This is a genomic window from Ruegeria sp. CDSA241 (assembly GCF_059611265.1).
On sequence record NZ_JBXWPF010000011.1, the window covers coordinates 99,942 to 116,358 of the forward strand.

The 16,417-nt window shown below is 55.9% G+C and carries 13 protein-coding genes; 10 read left to right on the forward strand and 3 right to left on the reverse strand.

Going from position 1 to position 16,417, the window contains the following annotated elements; all coding sequences use genetic code 11:
- The first annotated feature begins 212 nt into the window (after positions 1-212).
- The 3 genes from AC2FJV_RS11885 (at position 213) to asnB (ending at position 4,554) form a co-directional block, all read left to right on the forward strand.
- On the forward strand, positions 213-1,376 hold the full coding sequence (locus tag AC2FJV_RS11885; protein ID WP_496713810.1) for a DegT/DnrJ/EryC1/StrS family aminotransferase: 1,164 nt from the start codon (positions 213-215) through the stop codon (positions 1,374-1,376).
- Between the two features lie 100 nt (positions 1,377-1,476).
- Entirely contained in the window at positions 1,477-2,601 is a 1,125-nt protein-coding gene (locus AC2FJV_RS11890) for a glycosyltransferase (protein WP_496713811.1), read from the forward strand.
- A gap of 3 nt (positions 2,602-2,604) precedes the next feature.
- Positions 2,605-4,554 (forward strand): asparagine synthase (glutamine-hydrolyzing), encoded by a 1,950-nt coding sequence (gene asnB, locus AC2FJV_RS11895; protein WP_281995071.1) that lies wholly within the window; start codon positions 2,605-2,607, stop codon positions 4,552-4,554.
- A gap of 31 nt (positions 4,555-4,585) precedes the next feature.
- On the opposite strand, the gene AC2FJV_RS11900 is transcribed toward asnB, so the two are convergent.
- From AC2FJV_RS11900 to AC2FJV_RS11910, 3 genes are read right to left on the reverse strand one after another with little or no spacing between them, the layout of a single operon-like run.
- Positions 4,586-5,281 (reverse strand): PIG-L deacetylase family protein, encoded by a 696-nt coding sequence (locus tag AC2FJV_RS11900; protein ID WP_142636210.1) that lies wholly within the window; start codon positions 5,279-5,281, stop codon positions 4,586-4,588.
- A complete protein-coding gene (locus tag AC2FJV_RS11905) occupies positions 5,278-6,192 on the reverse strand; it encodes a methionyl-tRNA formyltransferase (RefSeq protein WP_281995073.1) in 915 nt (304 codons plus the stop codon). The genes AC2FJV_RS11900 and AC2FJV_RS11905 overlap by 4 nt, the downstream gene beginning before the upstream one ends.
- Positions 6,189-6,794: a sugar transferase gene (locus tag AC2FJV_RS11910; RefSeq protein WP_142636214.1), complete on the reverse strand. Its 606-nt coding sequence runs from the start codon at positions 6,792-6,794 to the stop codon at positions 6,189-6,191. Before AC2FJV_RS11910 ends, AC2FJV_RS11905 begins: the two co-directional genes overlap by 4 nt.
- Before the next feature lie 1,020 nt (positions 6,795-7,814).
- On the opposite strand from AC2FJV_RS11910, the gene AC2FJV_RS11915 reads away from it, so the two are divergent.
- From AC2FJV_RS11915 to AC2FJV_RS11945, 7 genes are all read left to right on the forward strand, one after another.
- Positions 7,815-9,749: a polysaccharide biosynthesis protein gene (locus AC2FJV_RS11915; protein WP_185956665.1), complete on the forward strand. Its 1,935-nt coding sequence runs from the start codon at positions 7,815-7,817 to the stop codon at positions 9,747-9,749.
- Between the two features lie 82 nt (positions 9,750-9,831).
- The gene (locus tag AC2FJV_RS11920; protein ID WP_142636218.1) at positions 9,832-10,254 is read left to right on the forward strand and encodes a GtrA family protein; all 423 of its coding nucleotides are present in this window, start codon (positions 9,832-9,834) and stop codon (positions 10,252-10,254) included.
- Between the two features lies 1 nt (position 10,255).
- Complete coding sequence (locus AC2FJV_RS11925; protein ID WP_496713812.1) at positions 10,256-11,890, forward strand: hypothetical protein; 1,635 nt, start codon at positions 10,256-10,258, stop codon at positions 11,888-11,890.
- A 96-nt stretch (positions 11,891-11,986) separates the two neighbouring features.
- Complete coding sequence (gene rfbF / locus AC2FJV_RS11930; RefSeq protein WP_142636222.1) at positions 11,987-12,796, forward strand: glucose-1-phosphate cytidylyltransferase; 810 nt, start codon at positions 11,987-11,989, stop codon at positions 12,794-12,796.
- Between the two features lie 8 nt (positions 12,797-12,804).
- Positions 12,805-13,938, forward strand: a complete 1,134-nt coding sequence (gene rfbG, locus AC2FJV_RS11935) for a CDP-glucose 4,6-dehydratase (RefSeq protein WP_281995076.1) — start codon at positions 12,805-12,807, stop codon at positions 13,936-13,938.
- Positions 13,939-13,962: 24 nt separating this feature from the next.
- Entirely contained in the window at positions 13,963-15,165 is a 1,203-nt protein-coding gene (locus AC2FJV_RS11940; protein ID WP_142636227.1) for a DegT/DnrJ/EryC1/StrS family aminotransferase, read from the forward strand.
- A complete protein-coding gene (locus AC2FJV_RS11945) occupies positions 15,165-16,409 on the forward strand; it encodes a class I SAM-dependent methyltransferase (RefSeq protein WP_496709020.1) in 1,245 nt (414 codons plus the stop codon). Before AC2FJV_RS11940 ends, AC2FJV_RS11945 begins: the two co-directional genes overlap by 1 nt.
- Positions 16,410-16,417: the final 8 nt, after the last annotated feature.

Sequence of the window (16,417 nt, forward strand, 5' to 3'; positions counted from 1 at the left end):
AAAGATATTTCCGAACCTGCGGAGTTTGTTTCCAATTCAGGCGCTGAGCGCCAAAAATTTGTTAATTGTTGAGCTTGCCTGACCTCCTCGGATGGTTTGGCGCGAGGTAAAGAAATGATCCGGAAATCCTGCTGTCTAAATTTGAGCAATTATAGGCTTGGCCCATCTTCCATCGGCTATCCTCTGGCCGCTTATCTGAAGGGAAACAGCTGATGCCCAAATGGCCATTCTTCGAAGAAGATGAAATTGATGCTGTCAGCGCAGTGCTAAGATCCGGTTGCGTGAATGCCTGGACCGGCCCCGATGTCAAAGAGTTCGAACGTGAATACAGCGCCTATACCGGCGCGCAGCATGCGATCGCCATGGCGAATGGCACGGTCACTCTGGACGCCGCGCTGCTGGCGTTGAACATCCGACCCGGAGACGAGGTTATTGTCACACCGCGTAGCTTTATCGCGTCTGCCAGTTCGATCCTTCTGGCCGGTGGCAAGCCGGTATTTGCAGATGTGGATCGTGACAGCCAGAACATCACCGCAGAAACGATTGCACCGGTTCTGACCGACAGAACCGTGGGGATTATCGCGGTCCATCTGGCCGGGTGGCCATCGGATATGGCGGGTCTCATGGATCTGGCGCGCAGCCGCGACCTCTGGGTGACCGAGGACTGTGCGCAGGCGCATGGTGCCATGATCGGTGACCAGCACGTGGGAACCTTTGGCACCTGCGGCTCGTATTCTTTCTGTCAGGATAAAATCATCACAACCGGCGGCGAAGGCGGAATGCTGATCACCAATGATGATGAGCTGTGGTCCAAGGTCTGGAGCTATAAGGATCACGGTAAAAGCTATGAACACGTGTTTAACAAGAGCCACCCTCCGGGGTTTCGCTGGCTACATAGTGGCCAGCCGGGTACCAATCTGCGGATGACCGGGCTTTCGGCCGCCATCGGGCGCATTCAGCTGGCGAAACTGGACGGGTGGCGCGCCCATAGAACCAGAAATGCCGAGATTTTGGCGGAAGCTCTATCCGGATGCGCTGCGTTTCGGGTACCTGTTCCACCTGCCGGGCTGACACACGCCTATTACCGGTTTTATGCGTTCATAAGACCTGAGAATCTGGCCTCGGGTTGGAGCAGGGATCGCATCATAGCTGAGATTTCTGCGGCGGGTTTCCCCGTGTTCTCGGGCAGTTGTTCTGAAATATATAGAGAAGAGATGTTCGCACGCCTTGGTGTTGGCCCGGTTGATCCCTTACCGGTGGCGAAAGAGCTTGGTGAAACCAGCCTTGCTTTTCTGGTTGATCCGACCTGGTCGCATCAAGACATTGTCGGTCTGGCCGAATTTGTACGCGAAATCGGAGATCAGGCGCGTGCATAGGCAGTTCACACCGCCGCATCTAGGGCGCGTGTCTGAAGGTTCCGACCCGGCATGTGCCGCCGGATCAGGTTAGTGAGTTTCGGGTGTTGAACGGATGATCATGCATGTCATCACCGATTTTTCCGGTCAGGGCGGGGCCCAGGCGATGCTGGCGCGGCTGGTTGCCAAATCCGGGGATCGGGTATTGGTGGTGTCGCTGACGGAGGTTTCGGACAGGATCAAAAGCCAATGTGCAAATCCAAACGCCGTTCTGATCGGATTGAATGCCAGATCACTGTCGTCCATGCCCCGCGCGATATTGCAGATATCGCGTCTTATCCGTCAGTATAAACCGCAGGCGGTTCTGTGCTGGATGTATCATGCGATGGTCATCGGGCTGATTGCCAGCTGGATATCAGGTCGTAAGGTGCCAATTTACTGGACGGTGCGGCAGGCTTTGGACGATACCAGCTCATTCACGCGCAGCACACGGATTGCGGTGGACCTGTGTCGGCGTTTGTCGGGCAGGTGTGCAGGGATCATTTATAACTCGCAACGCGCATTGGATCAGCACGCGAAGAACGGGTTTGCTGCTGCGCGGTCTTGCGTCATTCCGAACGGTCTGGTCATGCCGCAAGTGAAATTGGTGCGGAACGATCCGCCCAGGGTTTTCGGGATTGCGGCGCGGTTTCATCCACAGAAGGATCACGAAACCCTTTTCCAGGCTCTGTCCCTGGCGCTGCGGTCAGTCCCCGATCTGCGCATCATCGCGGCCGGAGAGAATATGTCGCCTGAAAACTCCGAAGTACAATCATTGCTGGCGCGCTATAACCTGACTGCCGAAAATGTAGAGCTGTGCGGCGACCTGCATGATATGGCTGCATTCTACAAACGGATTGATGCGCTGGTGCTTTCATCCCGAACCGAAGGGTTTCCGAATGTCATTGTCGAAGCGATGAGCTATGGCCACCCCGTTGTGTCGACGGATGTGGGTGATGCAGTGGTGATCATTCGCAACTGCGGATTGATCGTACCGCCCCGCAACGCGGAATTGCTGGCAGACGCTTTGGTCCATGCCGCAAATTGGTCGGCCCCAGAGTATCTGGAAAAAAGAGAAAAAGCCCGGGCGATTGTGGCCAGTACCTACCAGCTTGACCGCATTGCCGCGCAGTATCGGAACATTTTGGAGAGCGGCAGTCTTGATCCCGATAAGATTGCCTCTCAGCCAGAACAGAAGGGGATCTGAGCGATGTGTGGCATTACCGGATTTATCAACTTTGGCACCGTTGATCGGTCTCAGGCCTCATCCGTCCTTGGCAGGATGTGTCAATCGATTGAACACCGTGGCCCGGATGGAACCGGGTTGTTTGTGGACCCGGATCAGGGTGTGGCCCTGGGGCATCTGCGTCTGGCCATTATTGATCTGTCGGAAACCGGGGTCCAGCCGATGGATTCCGCAGACGGTCGGTTCACCATTGTGTTCAATGGTGAGATCTATGGCTATCTGGAACTGCGTCAGGAATTGCAGGATCTGGGCATAAGCTTCAGGGGCACGTCCGATACCGAAGTTTTGCTGGCGGCGATGCAGCTTTGGGGTATCCGCAAGACACTGGACCGCGTCCACGGGATGTTTGCCATTGCCGTGTTTGACCGGAAAACCCAGAGCGTGACATTGGCGCGCGACCGGATTGGCAAAAAACCTCTCTATCTGGGCCTGGCCGGGAAAACCGTTCTGTTTGGGTCCGAATTGAAGTCACTGCGCGCGCATCCGGAATTTGGACCGGCAGAGGTGGACCGCGCAGCCTTGGGATCGTTTCTTCGGTTGGGATATATTCCTGCGCCGCGCACGATTTACCCAAATGTCCTGAAACTACCTGCGGGCTCTATGGTCGAGATCAAACTTGACACCCCACCGGCCTCGTTGGATGCGCTTCTGCAAGGGATCGAGCGGTTTTGGGATATCGAGGCCGTAGTCACCGAGGCGCGCGCAAACCCCTATCCTGACGATGAAACGGCCATAGCTGAAATCGAATCCGAACTGCTGCGCGCGGTGGGCGAACGGATGGTTGCGGATGTGCCGGTTGGGACATTTCTGTCCGGAGGCGTCGACTCGTCGCTGATAACTGCAATGATGCAAGAGCAATCCAGCAGGAAGGTTCCCAGCTTTACCGTACGCTTTGAGGACGAAGACACCAACGAAGCCGACCATGCAAAAGCCATCGCCGAGTATCTTGGGACGGATTACCACGAGGTGACGGCGACGCCGGAAATGGCGTTTCAAGCCATCGAAGGCTTGCCGCAGGTGTTTGACGAACCTTTCGCCGACCCGTCGCAACTACCAACCCTGCTGGTTTCGCAACTGGCGCGCCAGCAGCTTAAGGTCGTCATGTCCGGCGACGGCGGTGACGAGTCGTTTGGTGGCTATGCCCGATATGTTCGGATGCAGGCCTTTGAGCGCCTGAAGGGCAAGATGCCCGACCTGGCAATTCAAGCCCTGTCGCAGGCGCCGCAATCGGTTCTTGCCGCTCTGTTGCCAGTCCTAAGGCCATTCGCCCCGCGCAGCATGCGCGATGATCTGAGCGCCGACCGTCTGGCCAAGCTTGCGCCGGTTCTGCAGGGACGAGAGTTCCAGTGCCGCTATCAGGCCCAGTTTTCGATCTGGTCCTCCGGTATGCTTGGAAAGTCCGGCATCCCGCTGGGCAATGAGATCGGAACGCATGATTTGCCCGCAGGGTTGAGCCAGTTGGACAGCATGATGTTGTTGGATTCGCTCTATTATTTGCCGGATGATATTCTGGTGAAGGCCGACCGCACTTCGATGTCGGTGGGCCTTGAGATGCGCGCGCCGTTGTTGGACTACCGCGTTGTCACCGCCGCCTGGCGCTCTTCGGCATCGCTTCGGTGCGACGGGAAGGTTGGCAAGGTGGCGTTGCAGGAGCTTTTGAAAAAGCGGGTTCCGCAATCGCTGTACGACCGGCCAAAGCGCGGGTTCGGTATCCCACTCAACGCTTGGTTGCGCGGGCCCCTAAAGTCCCGTGTTTCCAGCATTCTTCTGGATGGGAACGGGCTTGAGGGTTTCGTGGACAAGGCAGCGCTGGAAAAATGCTGGGCCGAGCACCAATCAGGCAAACGCAACTGGGGTGCTCAGCTGTGGACGGTCTTTATGTTCCAACTATGGTCCGAAGCGTGGATGCGCTGATCACAGCTTGGCGATTTTGCGACCAGGTCAGTCAGATAACTGACCTGACCAAGACAAAGCCCTCAGCCGCGGCCCGGTGAACCGTCGCGCCACGCAAAGTTGCCAACGCTTTCAAGCTCTGAACCGAACGCTCGTGCGGCGGCTGTTTGACCTGGCTTGCAAATAACTGGAATGCTTCCAGTTTACGCTCCAATGTATCCGAAATGTCCACAAACATGTTCGGTACGAATGGCGGCGTCAGATATGGCGCGTTCCAATTTGTCTCGGACAGCGTCTCATAGGCCGCGATCGTCGTCGGGTATTTGTCCTGATAAGGTCGGCTTGCTACCAAAGTCGAAAGGAAACTCAACTGGTGGTCCAGATGGATGTCGCCGGGATGCGGCGCCAGGATGACACTTGGGTCGAGATCGCGGATCAGTGTTCCCAGACCTGCGTTCAGGTCACCATGGGGGTGCTCAGCCAGTTCAGCGGCAGGGAAATCCAACCAATGCGTATGCGTCACACCAAGATGCTCATGTGCGGCCCTGGCTTCGGCCTGTACATTGGCGATCTGTTCCGTGCTGAACCGGGGCGACCGACCCGTTGTGACAATCGCAATATGGACTGCGCGACCTGCATCTGCCAGTCGTGCGATGGTGCCGCCAGCCCCAAGGACTTCATCATCCGGGTGCGGAGCAACCACAAGTACCGGTCCGTCCTGTCCGTCAAAAGGTGTCAGCGCTGTCATTCGGAATTCCTGAGCTTTGAGTGCAGTTCGGGCGGCGCATCGGCGCCGGTCCAGTTTATGATGTCCAGACATTTCCCATCCCCACAGGCGACCGTAAACCGGTTTCCTTCGATGGCCTGTATCTGACCAGGCAGGCCGATATAGTAGCCCTGCAGGGCGGTGTTCTGTACACCCAGCAGGACCAGCTTCTCACCGGAGGCAGTGTAGGTGAAAGCGCCGGGATAGGGCGGTCCGGCTGCGCGTATCAACCGGTTAATCTCTGCCGCGGGTCTGGTCCAGTCGATCAGCCCGTCCTCGGGCCGCCGCCGCGCACAAAGGCTGATCCCGGTTTCTGGCTGCGGAGCCGCCGGGATATCGCCTTCAGAGATTTGCGTCAGAAGCTGAGGCAGCAGCTGCGTCAGGGCCTGAAGCGCCCGGTCATACAGCTCGCGTGCTGTTACCGTGTTGGGATCGACCGCATATCGAGCTTGCGCCGCAATCGGGCCGTCATCGGCCCCTTCACCCAGCCAGAACAATGACGCGCCTACATCGGTTTCGCCCAATATGACAGTCCAGGGGATCACACCGCGCCCGCGCAGACGGGGCAGGGCGGATGGGTGAAACCCGACGCATCCGATCTTTGCCTGGGCCCGAAATTCCGGCCCGCAAATCTGAGACCACCCGATGACCAGTATCAGATCAGGTTTTACGGCTTGAATGGTTTTGATTGTTCCGGCCGAGTCACTTTTGGCGGTATAGTGGACAGGAATATCATACCGATCTGCAGTGGGTTTGAGATCTGCAAAATCAGAGTGCCGGTGGGACAAGTCCGGCGGTAGTGTCACCACCAAATCCGGTACAAACCCTCGGGCACATATGGCGGATAAGGCGACATGCGATCCTTCGACCGCCCCCACAAATACCGTCTTCATGCAGGTGTCTCCTTTCGGCTGTCCAGCCAGTTGTCTGCGGCCTGAATTCGGTCAGGGCGTTTATGCTCTCCGGCCAAGGCTACCATAATGGTTTCGAACAATATCTTCAGATCAAGCGACAGTGACCGGTGCGCGACATACCATAGATCCAGCTTTAGCTTCTCGTCATTTGAAAGCGCGGTATTGCCGCTGACCTGAGCCCACCCTGTCAGGCCGGGCCGAACCGTGCAGCGCACCCGCCCATTGTCTCCAAACTCTTCGATGGTTTCGGGAAGCAGGGGACGGGGGCCAACAAGGGCCATATCTCCGCGCAAGATGATCACAAGCTGGGGCATCTCATCCAGCCTCACGCGGCGCAGAAGCTTGGTGGTTTTTGTCTGACGTTCCGAATCTGGCAGCAAAGCCCCGCTTTGATCGCGTGTGTCGGACATTGTTCTCAGCTTCCAGATGCGAAAGACGCGCCCGTTGCAGCCTGCCCGCCGTTGGCCAAAAAACAAAGGTCGCCCGACCGAAAACAGCACAATCACACAACCCGCCAGAAAAAAGGGCAGCGCGATCGTGCCCGCGATCAGGCAACACAGTATTTCGAGAAATCTGTTCATATTCAAACCCAAGAACTGTAGCTGAAAACTACGAATATCAAACCAAGAACCAACATCTCTCCGGATCATCCTGCTGGCCGGATCCAAGTTCCGGCGCACTGATCCGAAGTCTGGGCTGAGTTGATCCCAAATTGATTCTCGATTCAAGCGGCAGAGCTGACCGGCACCCTGACTATGCGGAAATTTTTCCAAGCATGCGCCAAGTTCACAAAGCCTTTGTCAGGAAAACCGGCCTGCGACTCATTAGAGGATTGGCCGAAAGGAGTTGTCATCTTTGTTGCGTCTTGGTTCACAATGCCCCGATAGGGGCTTATTGTGGATCGATTGGACAATATTGAGACCCGGACAGCGGCCCCCGAAGATTTCATCGGATTGAGAAAATGACTGTAATTTTCCCCGTGAGATTAGCATTTCTCTTGTTTACGCTAGGTCAATCGGCGCTCAAGTCAGCCGAAACAGGGAGGAAATTCTGCAACCCTCAGCAAAATATCTGTCAAAGAGTACTTCAGGAAACGCTGCAATTCGTTAATGAAGTGTGAAGAAATTACTTTTGAGGGCGCGGAAACGTATGTTAGCGTTGAAGGAGATTGAAGAAATTGCGCTAACCGGCGAACCAGAGGAACAATTTTGTTACTTGCGCGAATTATTATTATTAACGAGTGAAGTGAGTGTGTTCAACTTGGGCGATTGAGACAAGCTCAAGTGAAGGGGGCAAAACAAAGATACGGGTACAAGGCTTTCGGTTGATCATTTGATCGCGAGCCTTTGGTTTATATAGGACAGCTGCAAGCGGTCTGTGTGTGATCAGTTGGGAGCTGTGGCAATGTTTTGATGCTGCAGGATCCTGTTGGGTAACGATGTACGAGTAATTCTCGACCGGAATTGAGCCGGTGATGAGATAAAGGGGTGAGGTAAATGGTTTCGGGTTTTCATTGCTGGCAAACGCAGATTGTTAGTGAGTTGCGTGCCAATCATCGATTAGTCTTTGGAGACATTGTCGCTTCGTCTTTCTCAGCCGTAGTGGCAATCAATCTTGCGAATGGTGGAACGGTAGCGCAACAGATGGCGCCAGCCATGTTCCCGCTGATGCTCTTGTCCAGCCTAATTGGACTTGCGGTTTTCCCGCTTGCGGGCATGTACCGGCGCCACACACGCTCGACGTCATTGCGAGACATTCGTCTGATCCTGCGGGGATCGACAATGTTGGTCCTGTGCCTCATGGCTGCCAGTGCAGTTTTCGAAGTGACCAAGGCTGTACCCTTCGCGGCCTTCATTATTCAGCTTGGCTTGATGATCCTTCTGCTCAGTGCCCTGCGTGTAGTTGCCCGTAGCCGTGAGCTGAATCGCCAGAATGCGCGGTTGATGGCCGAACATCAGGACAAGGTTCCGGTGCTTTTGGTTGGCACGGGTGCAAGTTGTGATCTGTTTGTCAGGTCTTTGAGGAATACGCATTCCAAGTATCAGCCGGTGGGCATTATTGACGATGCGCGCAATACCATGGGGCTGTATTTCCACGATGTTCAGATTATCGGATCTCTTCTGGATGCCGATCGCGTGGTCGAGCGGCTTAAAGCCTGGGATCATTTGCCCAGACGCTTGTTCCTGACCGAACCGATCACGCATTTTGAAAGTGACGGCATCCGCAAGCTGACCAGCTGGTGTGAATCCAACGGTATCGCTGTCTCACGCGTGCCGGGTCTTGGGGAAGAAGGCCAGGATGCGGCCAACGGTTGTATTATCAACCCGGAAGAAATTCTCGAGCGGCCACAAAAAGCTGTCGAACGCTCGATGTTGCGCGAGATGTTCCGTGGGCGCCGCGTATTGGTGACCGGTGCCGGTGGTTCGATCGGTAGCGAACTGGCACGTCAGATAGCCTCTTTCGATCCGGCGGAACTGGTGATGATCGACCATTGCGAGTTCAACGCCTATTCCATCGACATGGATTTGTCGCAGAACTTTCCAGATGTTCCCCGGCGGATGTATATCGCAAGCATTCGCAATGCGTCGCGTGTGAATGACATCTTTGAACGTCATCGCCCCGAGCTGGTGTTCAATGCCGCCGCCCTGAAGCATGTTCCGATGGTTGAGATGAATCCCTGCGAGGGCGTTTTGACCAATGTGATCGGAACCCGTAACGTCGCGGATGCGGCCCGGAACTATGGTGCCATCGCGATGGTACAGGTTTCCACGGACAAGGCTGTAAACACCACCAATGTGATGGGTGCAACCAAGCGCGTTGCTGAGTTCTACGTTCAGGCACAGGACCGTGTAACCAACGGAACCGAGGAAGAAACCCGTTTCTTCTCAGTGCGGTTTGGCAATGTTTTGGGGTCGTCGGGCTCACTGATCCCGCTGTTTCAACGTCAAATCTCGAACGGTGGTCCGCTGACCGTGACCGATCCCCGGATGGAACGGTACTTCATGACCATCCGTGAGGCCGTGCAACTGACTCTGGTTGCGGCCGCAAGCGGGTTGAAAATGGAAAGCAGCCACGGAGAGATATTCGTTCTGGATATGGGTCGGCCGGTCAAGATCGTGGATTTGGCCGAACGGATGATCCGCCTTGCCGGGCTAAAGCCTTATGAGGATATCGACATCGAATTCATTGGAATTCGTCCAGGCGAAAAGCTGTTCGAGGAATTGTTTGATGCGTCTGAGAAGCGCCACGAATGTGGCATTCCGGGCGTCGGGTCCGCACGGCCCGAGGGCATTCCTGTTGCCCGCCTGCGCGCCATGATCCGGAAACTGGAACAGGCTGCGGCAGAAGGTGACGAACTGGCTGCCAAACGCCTTCTGAAAGAGCTCGTGCCAGGGTATGGTGCAAATGGCCTGCGTCCAGTTCCGATCTCGGAATTCTCGTCCAAGCCCATTTTCAAAAGCGCTGGCACAAACGCAGCAAATGCAGTCAGTCAGTCTGAAGGAGAAAACCCAGAACTGTTGCCCGCTGGCAGCTGATTAAGAATTGTTTTCTAGTGTCGGTTATTTTGCCGAATTTGGTTTCTGTGTTTAATATTTCCGCCGAAAGGGCCAACATTTGATGGCGAGGCTTAATATACGCTCGGCTTTCGCGCCGTCAGAAGAACGTGCGCAGGTGGTACGGTTTCTCTGGGCCGGCCTGATCAACACGGCGTTTGGCTATAGCGTGTTTGCCCTTTTGATTTTTGCGGGCATGCATCCACAGCTTGCGCTTCTGCTTCAGTTTATCTTGGGTGTGATCTGGAATTTTTGTATCCACGCCCGGTTTGTCTTTGGCGTGCAGGGATACCGCCGTTTCCCGCTTTATGCGATGTCTTATGTCGTGCTGTATTTTGTGAATGCGCTGCTTTTGCGCGGTTTGATGCAGGTTGGGCTTGATCCCTATCTGGCACAGGCGGTCGCATTGGGGCCCGTTGTCATATTGTCTTACCTCATGATTTCGCGTGCGCTTGGCCGGGGTCAGGCGATGGATCGGAGGGGCTGAGATGAGCGATGCGAGAATATCAAGCTTTAAGGGCGCCACCCCGTCAAGTACGCGCATGGGTGCTATGCTTGGGGTCGTGACCGCTGGTCTGGGGCTTGTGTTGCTGATTGCCGGTTTGTTCGGCCGCCTGATGACCTATGATCTGCGCCGGGATGAGCTGATGTTCGTCCCTCCGGCGCGTTTGCTCGGAGAGTGGGAGCTTTATTCGGACTTCTTCTACAATCACGTCCCTTATTCGGCGTGGTATTACCTTGGGTCCGGCATTCTGTTCGATGAGTTCGGCCTGTTGGGGTCCGCTCGGATCGGCCTGTTTCTGGCCTGGCTTGGATTGATCGCGGCGACTGGCTGGGTAACGCTGCGCTTGTCGGGATCACCGGTTCTCGCTGTCTTTTCAATTATCGGCATTGTGACATGCGAGCTGTTTCTGACCGGTGCCGGTATGGCCGCAACCAACAATCTGTTGCCACTGCCATTTGCGGTCATCGGGCTTGGCCTGTTTTTGATCGAGACGTCAAAGCCCGCGCCGCGATTTTTGACGCTGGTCCTATCGGGTGTCGCATTGTCTATTGCGGCGGGGATGAAGGTCAGTGCGGTACTGTTTATTCCGCCGATTGCTCTTGCCGCATTCTTGTTGCCTGCGGATGTTTCGATGGCACGACGACTGAAAGCCGTGGTTCTGCCGCTGCTGATCGGAGGGCTGAGCGGGGCCTTGCCCCTGTTTGCCTTCCTGCTCGCTGATCCGGGCGTCTTTCTGGCGCATGTCTTGGGGTTTCACACCGGACCACATGTCGCCTATTGGGAGGCCAACGCCGCAACAGAACCGGGGCTGGCCCTGAGATTGTCGGGCAAGTTGATGCTGGCCCATTCGGCATGGGTGGCCGGAGTGGGCCTGGTGATGGTTATGGCCATTCTGTCCGTGCTTTGGATTATCCTGCGTGGTGGTGCGCGTGTCGACGAAATGCAGCCCTCGCAACTGCGGCATGGTGGTGTTGTTCTGGCGATCATTATCCTGACTGCCTCAATGGCTTTTGTTCCAACGCCCGGTTTTCCGCAATATTATATCCAGCCTCTGGTCTGTCTGCCTCTACTGCTCGCGGTTCTGTTTCGTCGGCTTGACCCGCCACGGCGGCACGAGGCAGTGCCTGTGCTTGCGGCAGGTATTGTCTTGATGGTCATCCTGGGACTCCCGCGTATCGGGATGGGCCTGGTCTCGCTGACAGAACCTTCGAAGTTCACCTCGGCCCGTTTTGCCGGTTCCGGTGCTGTCCTTCGGGATGCGGTGGCAGGCAGTGCACTGCCTGATGGTCCGGTCGCGACTTTGCTGCCGATCTATCCGCTTGAGGCGGGCCTGAGCGTTTATCCAGAATTTGCAACGGGGCCATTCGCTTACCGAATTGCACCCTTCACGGACCCGGAACTTGCCGGCAAATACGTGATGGCAGGCGCCGAAGACTTACCGGCTCTGTTTGCAGATAACCCGCCTTCGGCTTTCCTGCTTGGATACGATTCCGTTCTGGAAGCCCCATTGTTGAGCTATGCGCGGGCAAACAACTACCGCCCGGTCGAATTATCAGGTCTGAACAACCGCTACGGCCAAGGTGTGGTATACTTGAAAGCTGCAGGGGCTGAACAATGACCAGTGCCTGCGCGACTCAACCTGCCTATATTTTTCCTGGGCGGGCCCATTCACATGACCATCAATTCTATTGATCGAATAAAGGAAGGATAGACAATGAAAACGGTACTTCTGGCTGGTGGACTAGGCTCGCGTCTGGCCGAAGAAACGGTTTCCATTCCCAAGCCCATGGTTGAAGTGGGCGGGCGTCCGATCATCGCACGCGTGATGGATATCTACAGCCATTTCGGGCATCGTGATTTTGTTGTGGCTGCCGGGTACAAAGCATTGCTGCTGAAGCAGTTCTTTGCCAATTATCACCTGATCGCCAACAATATATCGGTATCGCTGGACACTGGGGAATTGCAACTGGTCCCTTCTGCTCCGGGCGGGTGGAATGTGTCAGTGGTAGACACCGGTGCGCATACCATGACCAGTGGTCGTATCCGTCGGCTCAAGGATTGGCTGACTCCTGATGAGCCGTTCATGTGCACCTATTCGGACGGCGTAGGAAATATCGACATCAATGCACTGATTGATTTCCACAAATCACACGGCAAGCTGGCGACCGTAACTGCGGTTCAGCCCCCGGCGCGGTTTGGTAACATCGAGCTCAAGGGCGACAGGGTTGACGCCTTCACCGAAAAGGTCCGCAATCGCGAAACCTGGATCAATGGCGGCTTCTTCGTCTTCGAGCCGGGCGTCTTGGACTATATGGTTGATGACAATGAGCCGCTGGAACAGACCCCGCTGACCCAGATGGCCCGCGACGGAGAGCTGATGGCCTATCGCCACGATGGGTTTTGGCATCCGATGGACACTCTGCGCGACAGGAATACGCTGGACGGTCTGTGCGAAGGTGAAACGCCGCCCTGGCTTAATTTCAACGAAGGTTCGGGCAAGAGCTACCCTGCTCTGGCGATATGAGGTGAACTGTGAGCGGGCAGGTCAATTCTCAGTTTGATGGCGTTTTTGCCGGCCGCCGTGTTCTTGTGACCGGGCATACCGGATTCAAGGGCGGGTGGATTTGTGCATGGCTGAGGCGTCTGGGGGCAGAGGTGACAGGCTTGTCATTGCCTCCCGAACAGGGGCATTCATTCTTTGATGCCTGTTCTGTTGACGGGCTGACCGACAGCCGGATTGCGGATATCCGCAATCGTCAGGCGGTGCTGGATACACTGTCAGGGGTGGACGCTGAAATCGTGTTCCACATGGCCGCCCAACCCTTGGTGCGCCGGTCTTACAGGGATCCTGCCGAAACCTTTGCGACCAATGTATCTGGAACGGCCCATGTTCTGGATGCCGCTTTGGGGATGCGCTCACTGAAGGCGGTGGTCGTTGTCACCAGTGACAAGTGTTACGACAACAAGGAATGGACCTGGGGTTATCGCGAAAACGATCCGATGGGCGGCAGGGACCCGTATAGCGCCTCGAAAGGCTGTACCGAACTTGTGGCGCAATCTTATGGTCATTCCTTCTTTTCATCAGCGGATGGGCCGCAACTGGCAACAGTCCGGGCCGGGAATGTGTTCGGAGGGGGCGACTGGGGCGAAGATCGGCTTATCCCCGACGTGATCCGCGCATCCGAGGCGGGCGAACCGGTGGTGATCCGCAACCCGCTCAGCGTGCGCCCCTGGCAGCATGTTCTTGAACCGCTGTCGGGCTATCTGGCCTTGGCCGCGCGAATGTATCGGGATGGGCAAAGCTTTGCTGGCGCCTGGAATTTTGGCCCTGATGTGTCGGGGACGGTGGATGTCCGGCAGTTGGCAACCTTGATGCAGGATGCCTGGGGCGAAGAGGCCCCGCAGTTTTCGATGGCGTCGGCGGAACAGACCTCTGCTGCGCCGCATGAGGCAGGTATTCTTCGACTGGACAGCACTAAGGCGCAAACGGGATTGGGTTGGCGTCCGCAACTGACATTGCCCGAAGCCGTTCGCCTGACAGTAGACTGGTACAAGGCCCATGCCGCCGGTGCGGAGATGGGTGGGATCACAAACAATCAGATCGGGTTCTACAGTGACCTGATGTCTTCACGGGATTTCGACCGGGCTCCGGTCGCCGCGCAATAGCGGGTTATTGAGGAGAAAAGAATAATGCGAGTGAATTACGGTCAAACCGTGCATGGCCAGGAAGAGATCGACGCGGTTGTCGAAGTTCTGAAAACGTCCACCCAGATGGGCCCCAAAGTGCGCGAGATGCAGGAAAAAGTGGCTGCTTTGTTTTCCAAACGCCACGGCATCATGGTGAACTCGGGGTCATCGGCGAACTATCTCGCGGTCGAGATTCTGGACTTGCCAAAGGGCAGCGAAGTTATCACTCCGGCCCTGACTTTTGCCACGACGGTTGCTCCGCTTGTCCGTCAGGGCCTGATCCCGACATTTGTGGATGCCGCGGTCGGGACCTATAATATCGACGTAGACGCGATCGAACGCATGATCACGCCAAATACATCTGCCGTCATGATTCCGTCACTTATCGGAAACCTGCCAGATTGGCGCCGTATCCGCGAGCTGGCCGATGCGCATGGCCTGAAGGTGATTGAAGACAGCGCTGACACGCTGGGCGCGACCATCGACGGTACAAGCACGGGCGTCTATTCCGACGTCTCTACCACCAGCTTTTACGGCAGCCACGTCATCAATGGCGCCGGGAATGGCGGCATGTTGTGCGTGAATGACGAAGAGCTTGGCCGCAAGGCGCTTTTGCTGAGGTCCTGGGGGCGGTCGTCCTCGCTGTTTGTGGAATCCGAGGCCATCGAGAACCGGTTCAACGTCAAACTGGACGGGATCGAGTATGATGCCAAATTTCTGTTCGAGGATCTTGGCTATAACGTTGAACCTTCGGAAATCAGCGCGGCATTCGGGTTGGTGCAGCTGAGCAAACTGGACAACAACATCCGCGTGCGCGAAGAGGCCTTCGCTGCTCATCGCGCCTTTTTTGCCCGCTATGAAGACTGGTTCATCCTGCCTGAACAACTGCCGAACTCGCGCACCGGTTGGCTGGCCTTCCCGCTGACATTGCGCGAAGGTGCCCCATTCACACGGCGCGAGATGCAGATATTCCTTGAGACTTCGGACATTCAAACTCGGCCCGTCTTTACCGGAAACATTCTGCGTCAGCCTGCCATGAAGCAAGTAGAATACCGAGCAGATCCTGCGGGCTATCCCAATTCCGATGCGGTTATGCGCGGGGGTATCCTGCTGGCTTGTCACCATGGTCTGATACAAGCGCAAATCGATTATATGCATGCAAAATTTGAAGAATTTGCATTGAAATTCCAAGGAGCACTGGTCTGATGAACGATCAAAGCATCAATACGTCTGTTCGCACGACCTGCCGGACCTGCCGGTCTACCAACCTTATGCTTGTGCTGCCGATGGGCGATCACCCGCCCGCCAATATGTTCGCACGGCCCGAGCAAAAGGATGTTCCGCAACCGGCTTTCCCGCTGAATACTCAGGCCTGTCTGGATTGTGGCTTGATCCAGGTTGCAGATCAGGTGCCTGCTGATTTCTTTACGGACTATCTTTATGTCCCGTCCGGTGCGGCAACAATGCATACACATTTCGCCGAACTCGCCTCGGTCGCGGTAGAGCGTGCGCAAGGTGGGCTGATCATTGATATCGGTTGTAATGACGGTCTGATGCTGTCCCATGCCAATGATCAGGGCGGGCGCACATTGGGCATCGACCCGGCGGCCAACCTTGCCAAGATTGCCGGCGAACGGGGCGTTCGGGTCCATGTGGACTTTTTCAACCGCGCCACCGCGCAGCAGATTCGTGAAACCGAAGGGCCGGCCAGCGTCATCACGACGACCAATACCTTCAACCATATAGACGATCTGCACGGCTTTACCGAAGGTGTTCTGGACCTGTTGACAGATGACGGCGTCTTCATCATCGAAGTGCCTTGGGGCAAGATGATCCTCGAGACCAACGAGTTCGACAATGTTTATCACGAACATGTCTCTGAACTGAGCCTTCTGTCCGTCGTCAAACTGGGCCAGTCCGTTGGGCTCGATGTAGTGGATGTCACAAAACTGCCGGTTCATGGCGGTTCGATGCGCGTGTTCATGCAACCCGCCGCGCTGAACAAAACCCCGGCGCCGATTGTTGCTGATATGCTGGCTGACGAAGATGCCGCGGGTATGACCAACAAAGAGGCATACGAAGCATTTGCCGAGCGTGTTCACGTGATGCAGGACAGCCTTGTTTCCATGCTGGCCGACCTCAAGGCATCGGGTAAAACGATCGCTGGCTACGGCGCGCCCGCTAAGGGTAACACGCTGTTGAACTACTTTGATATCGGCACGGAAACTCTGGATTTTTTGGTTGACCGGAACACGTTGAAACAGGGCCTGTATTCGCCGGGCAAGCTTATTCCTGTATTGGCCCCCGAAGCGGTCATGGAACGCAAACCTGATTACCTGTTGGTTTTGGCCTGGAACTTCTTTGACGAAATCCGCGAGCAGATGGCTGATTTCGAAGCCGCTGGCGGCAAGTTCATCGTGCCTTTGCCAATGCCAGTAGTTATTCCCTGAAGGGAAAA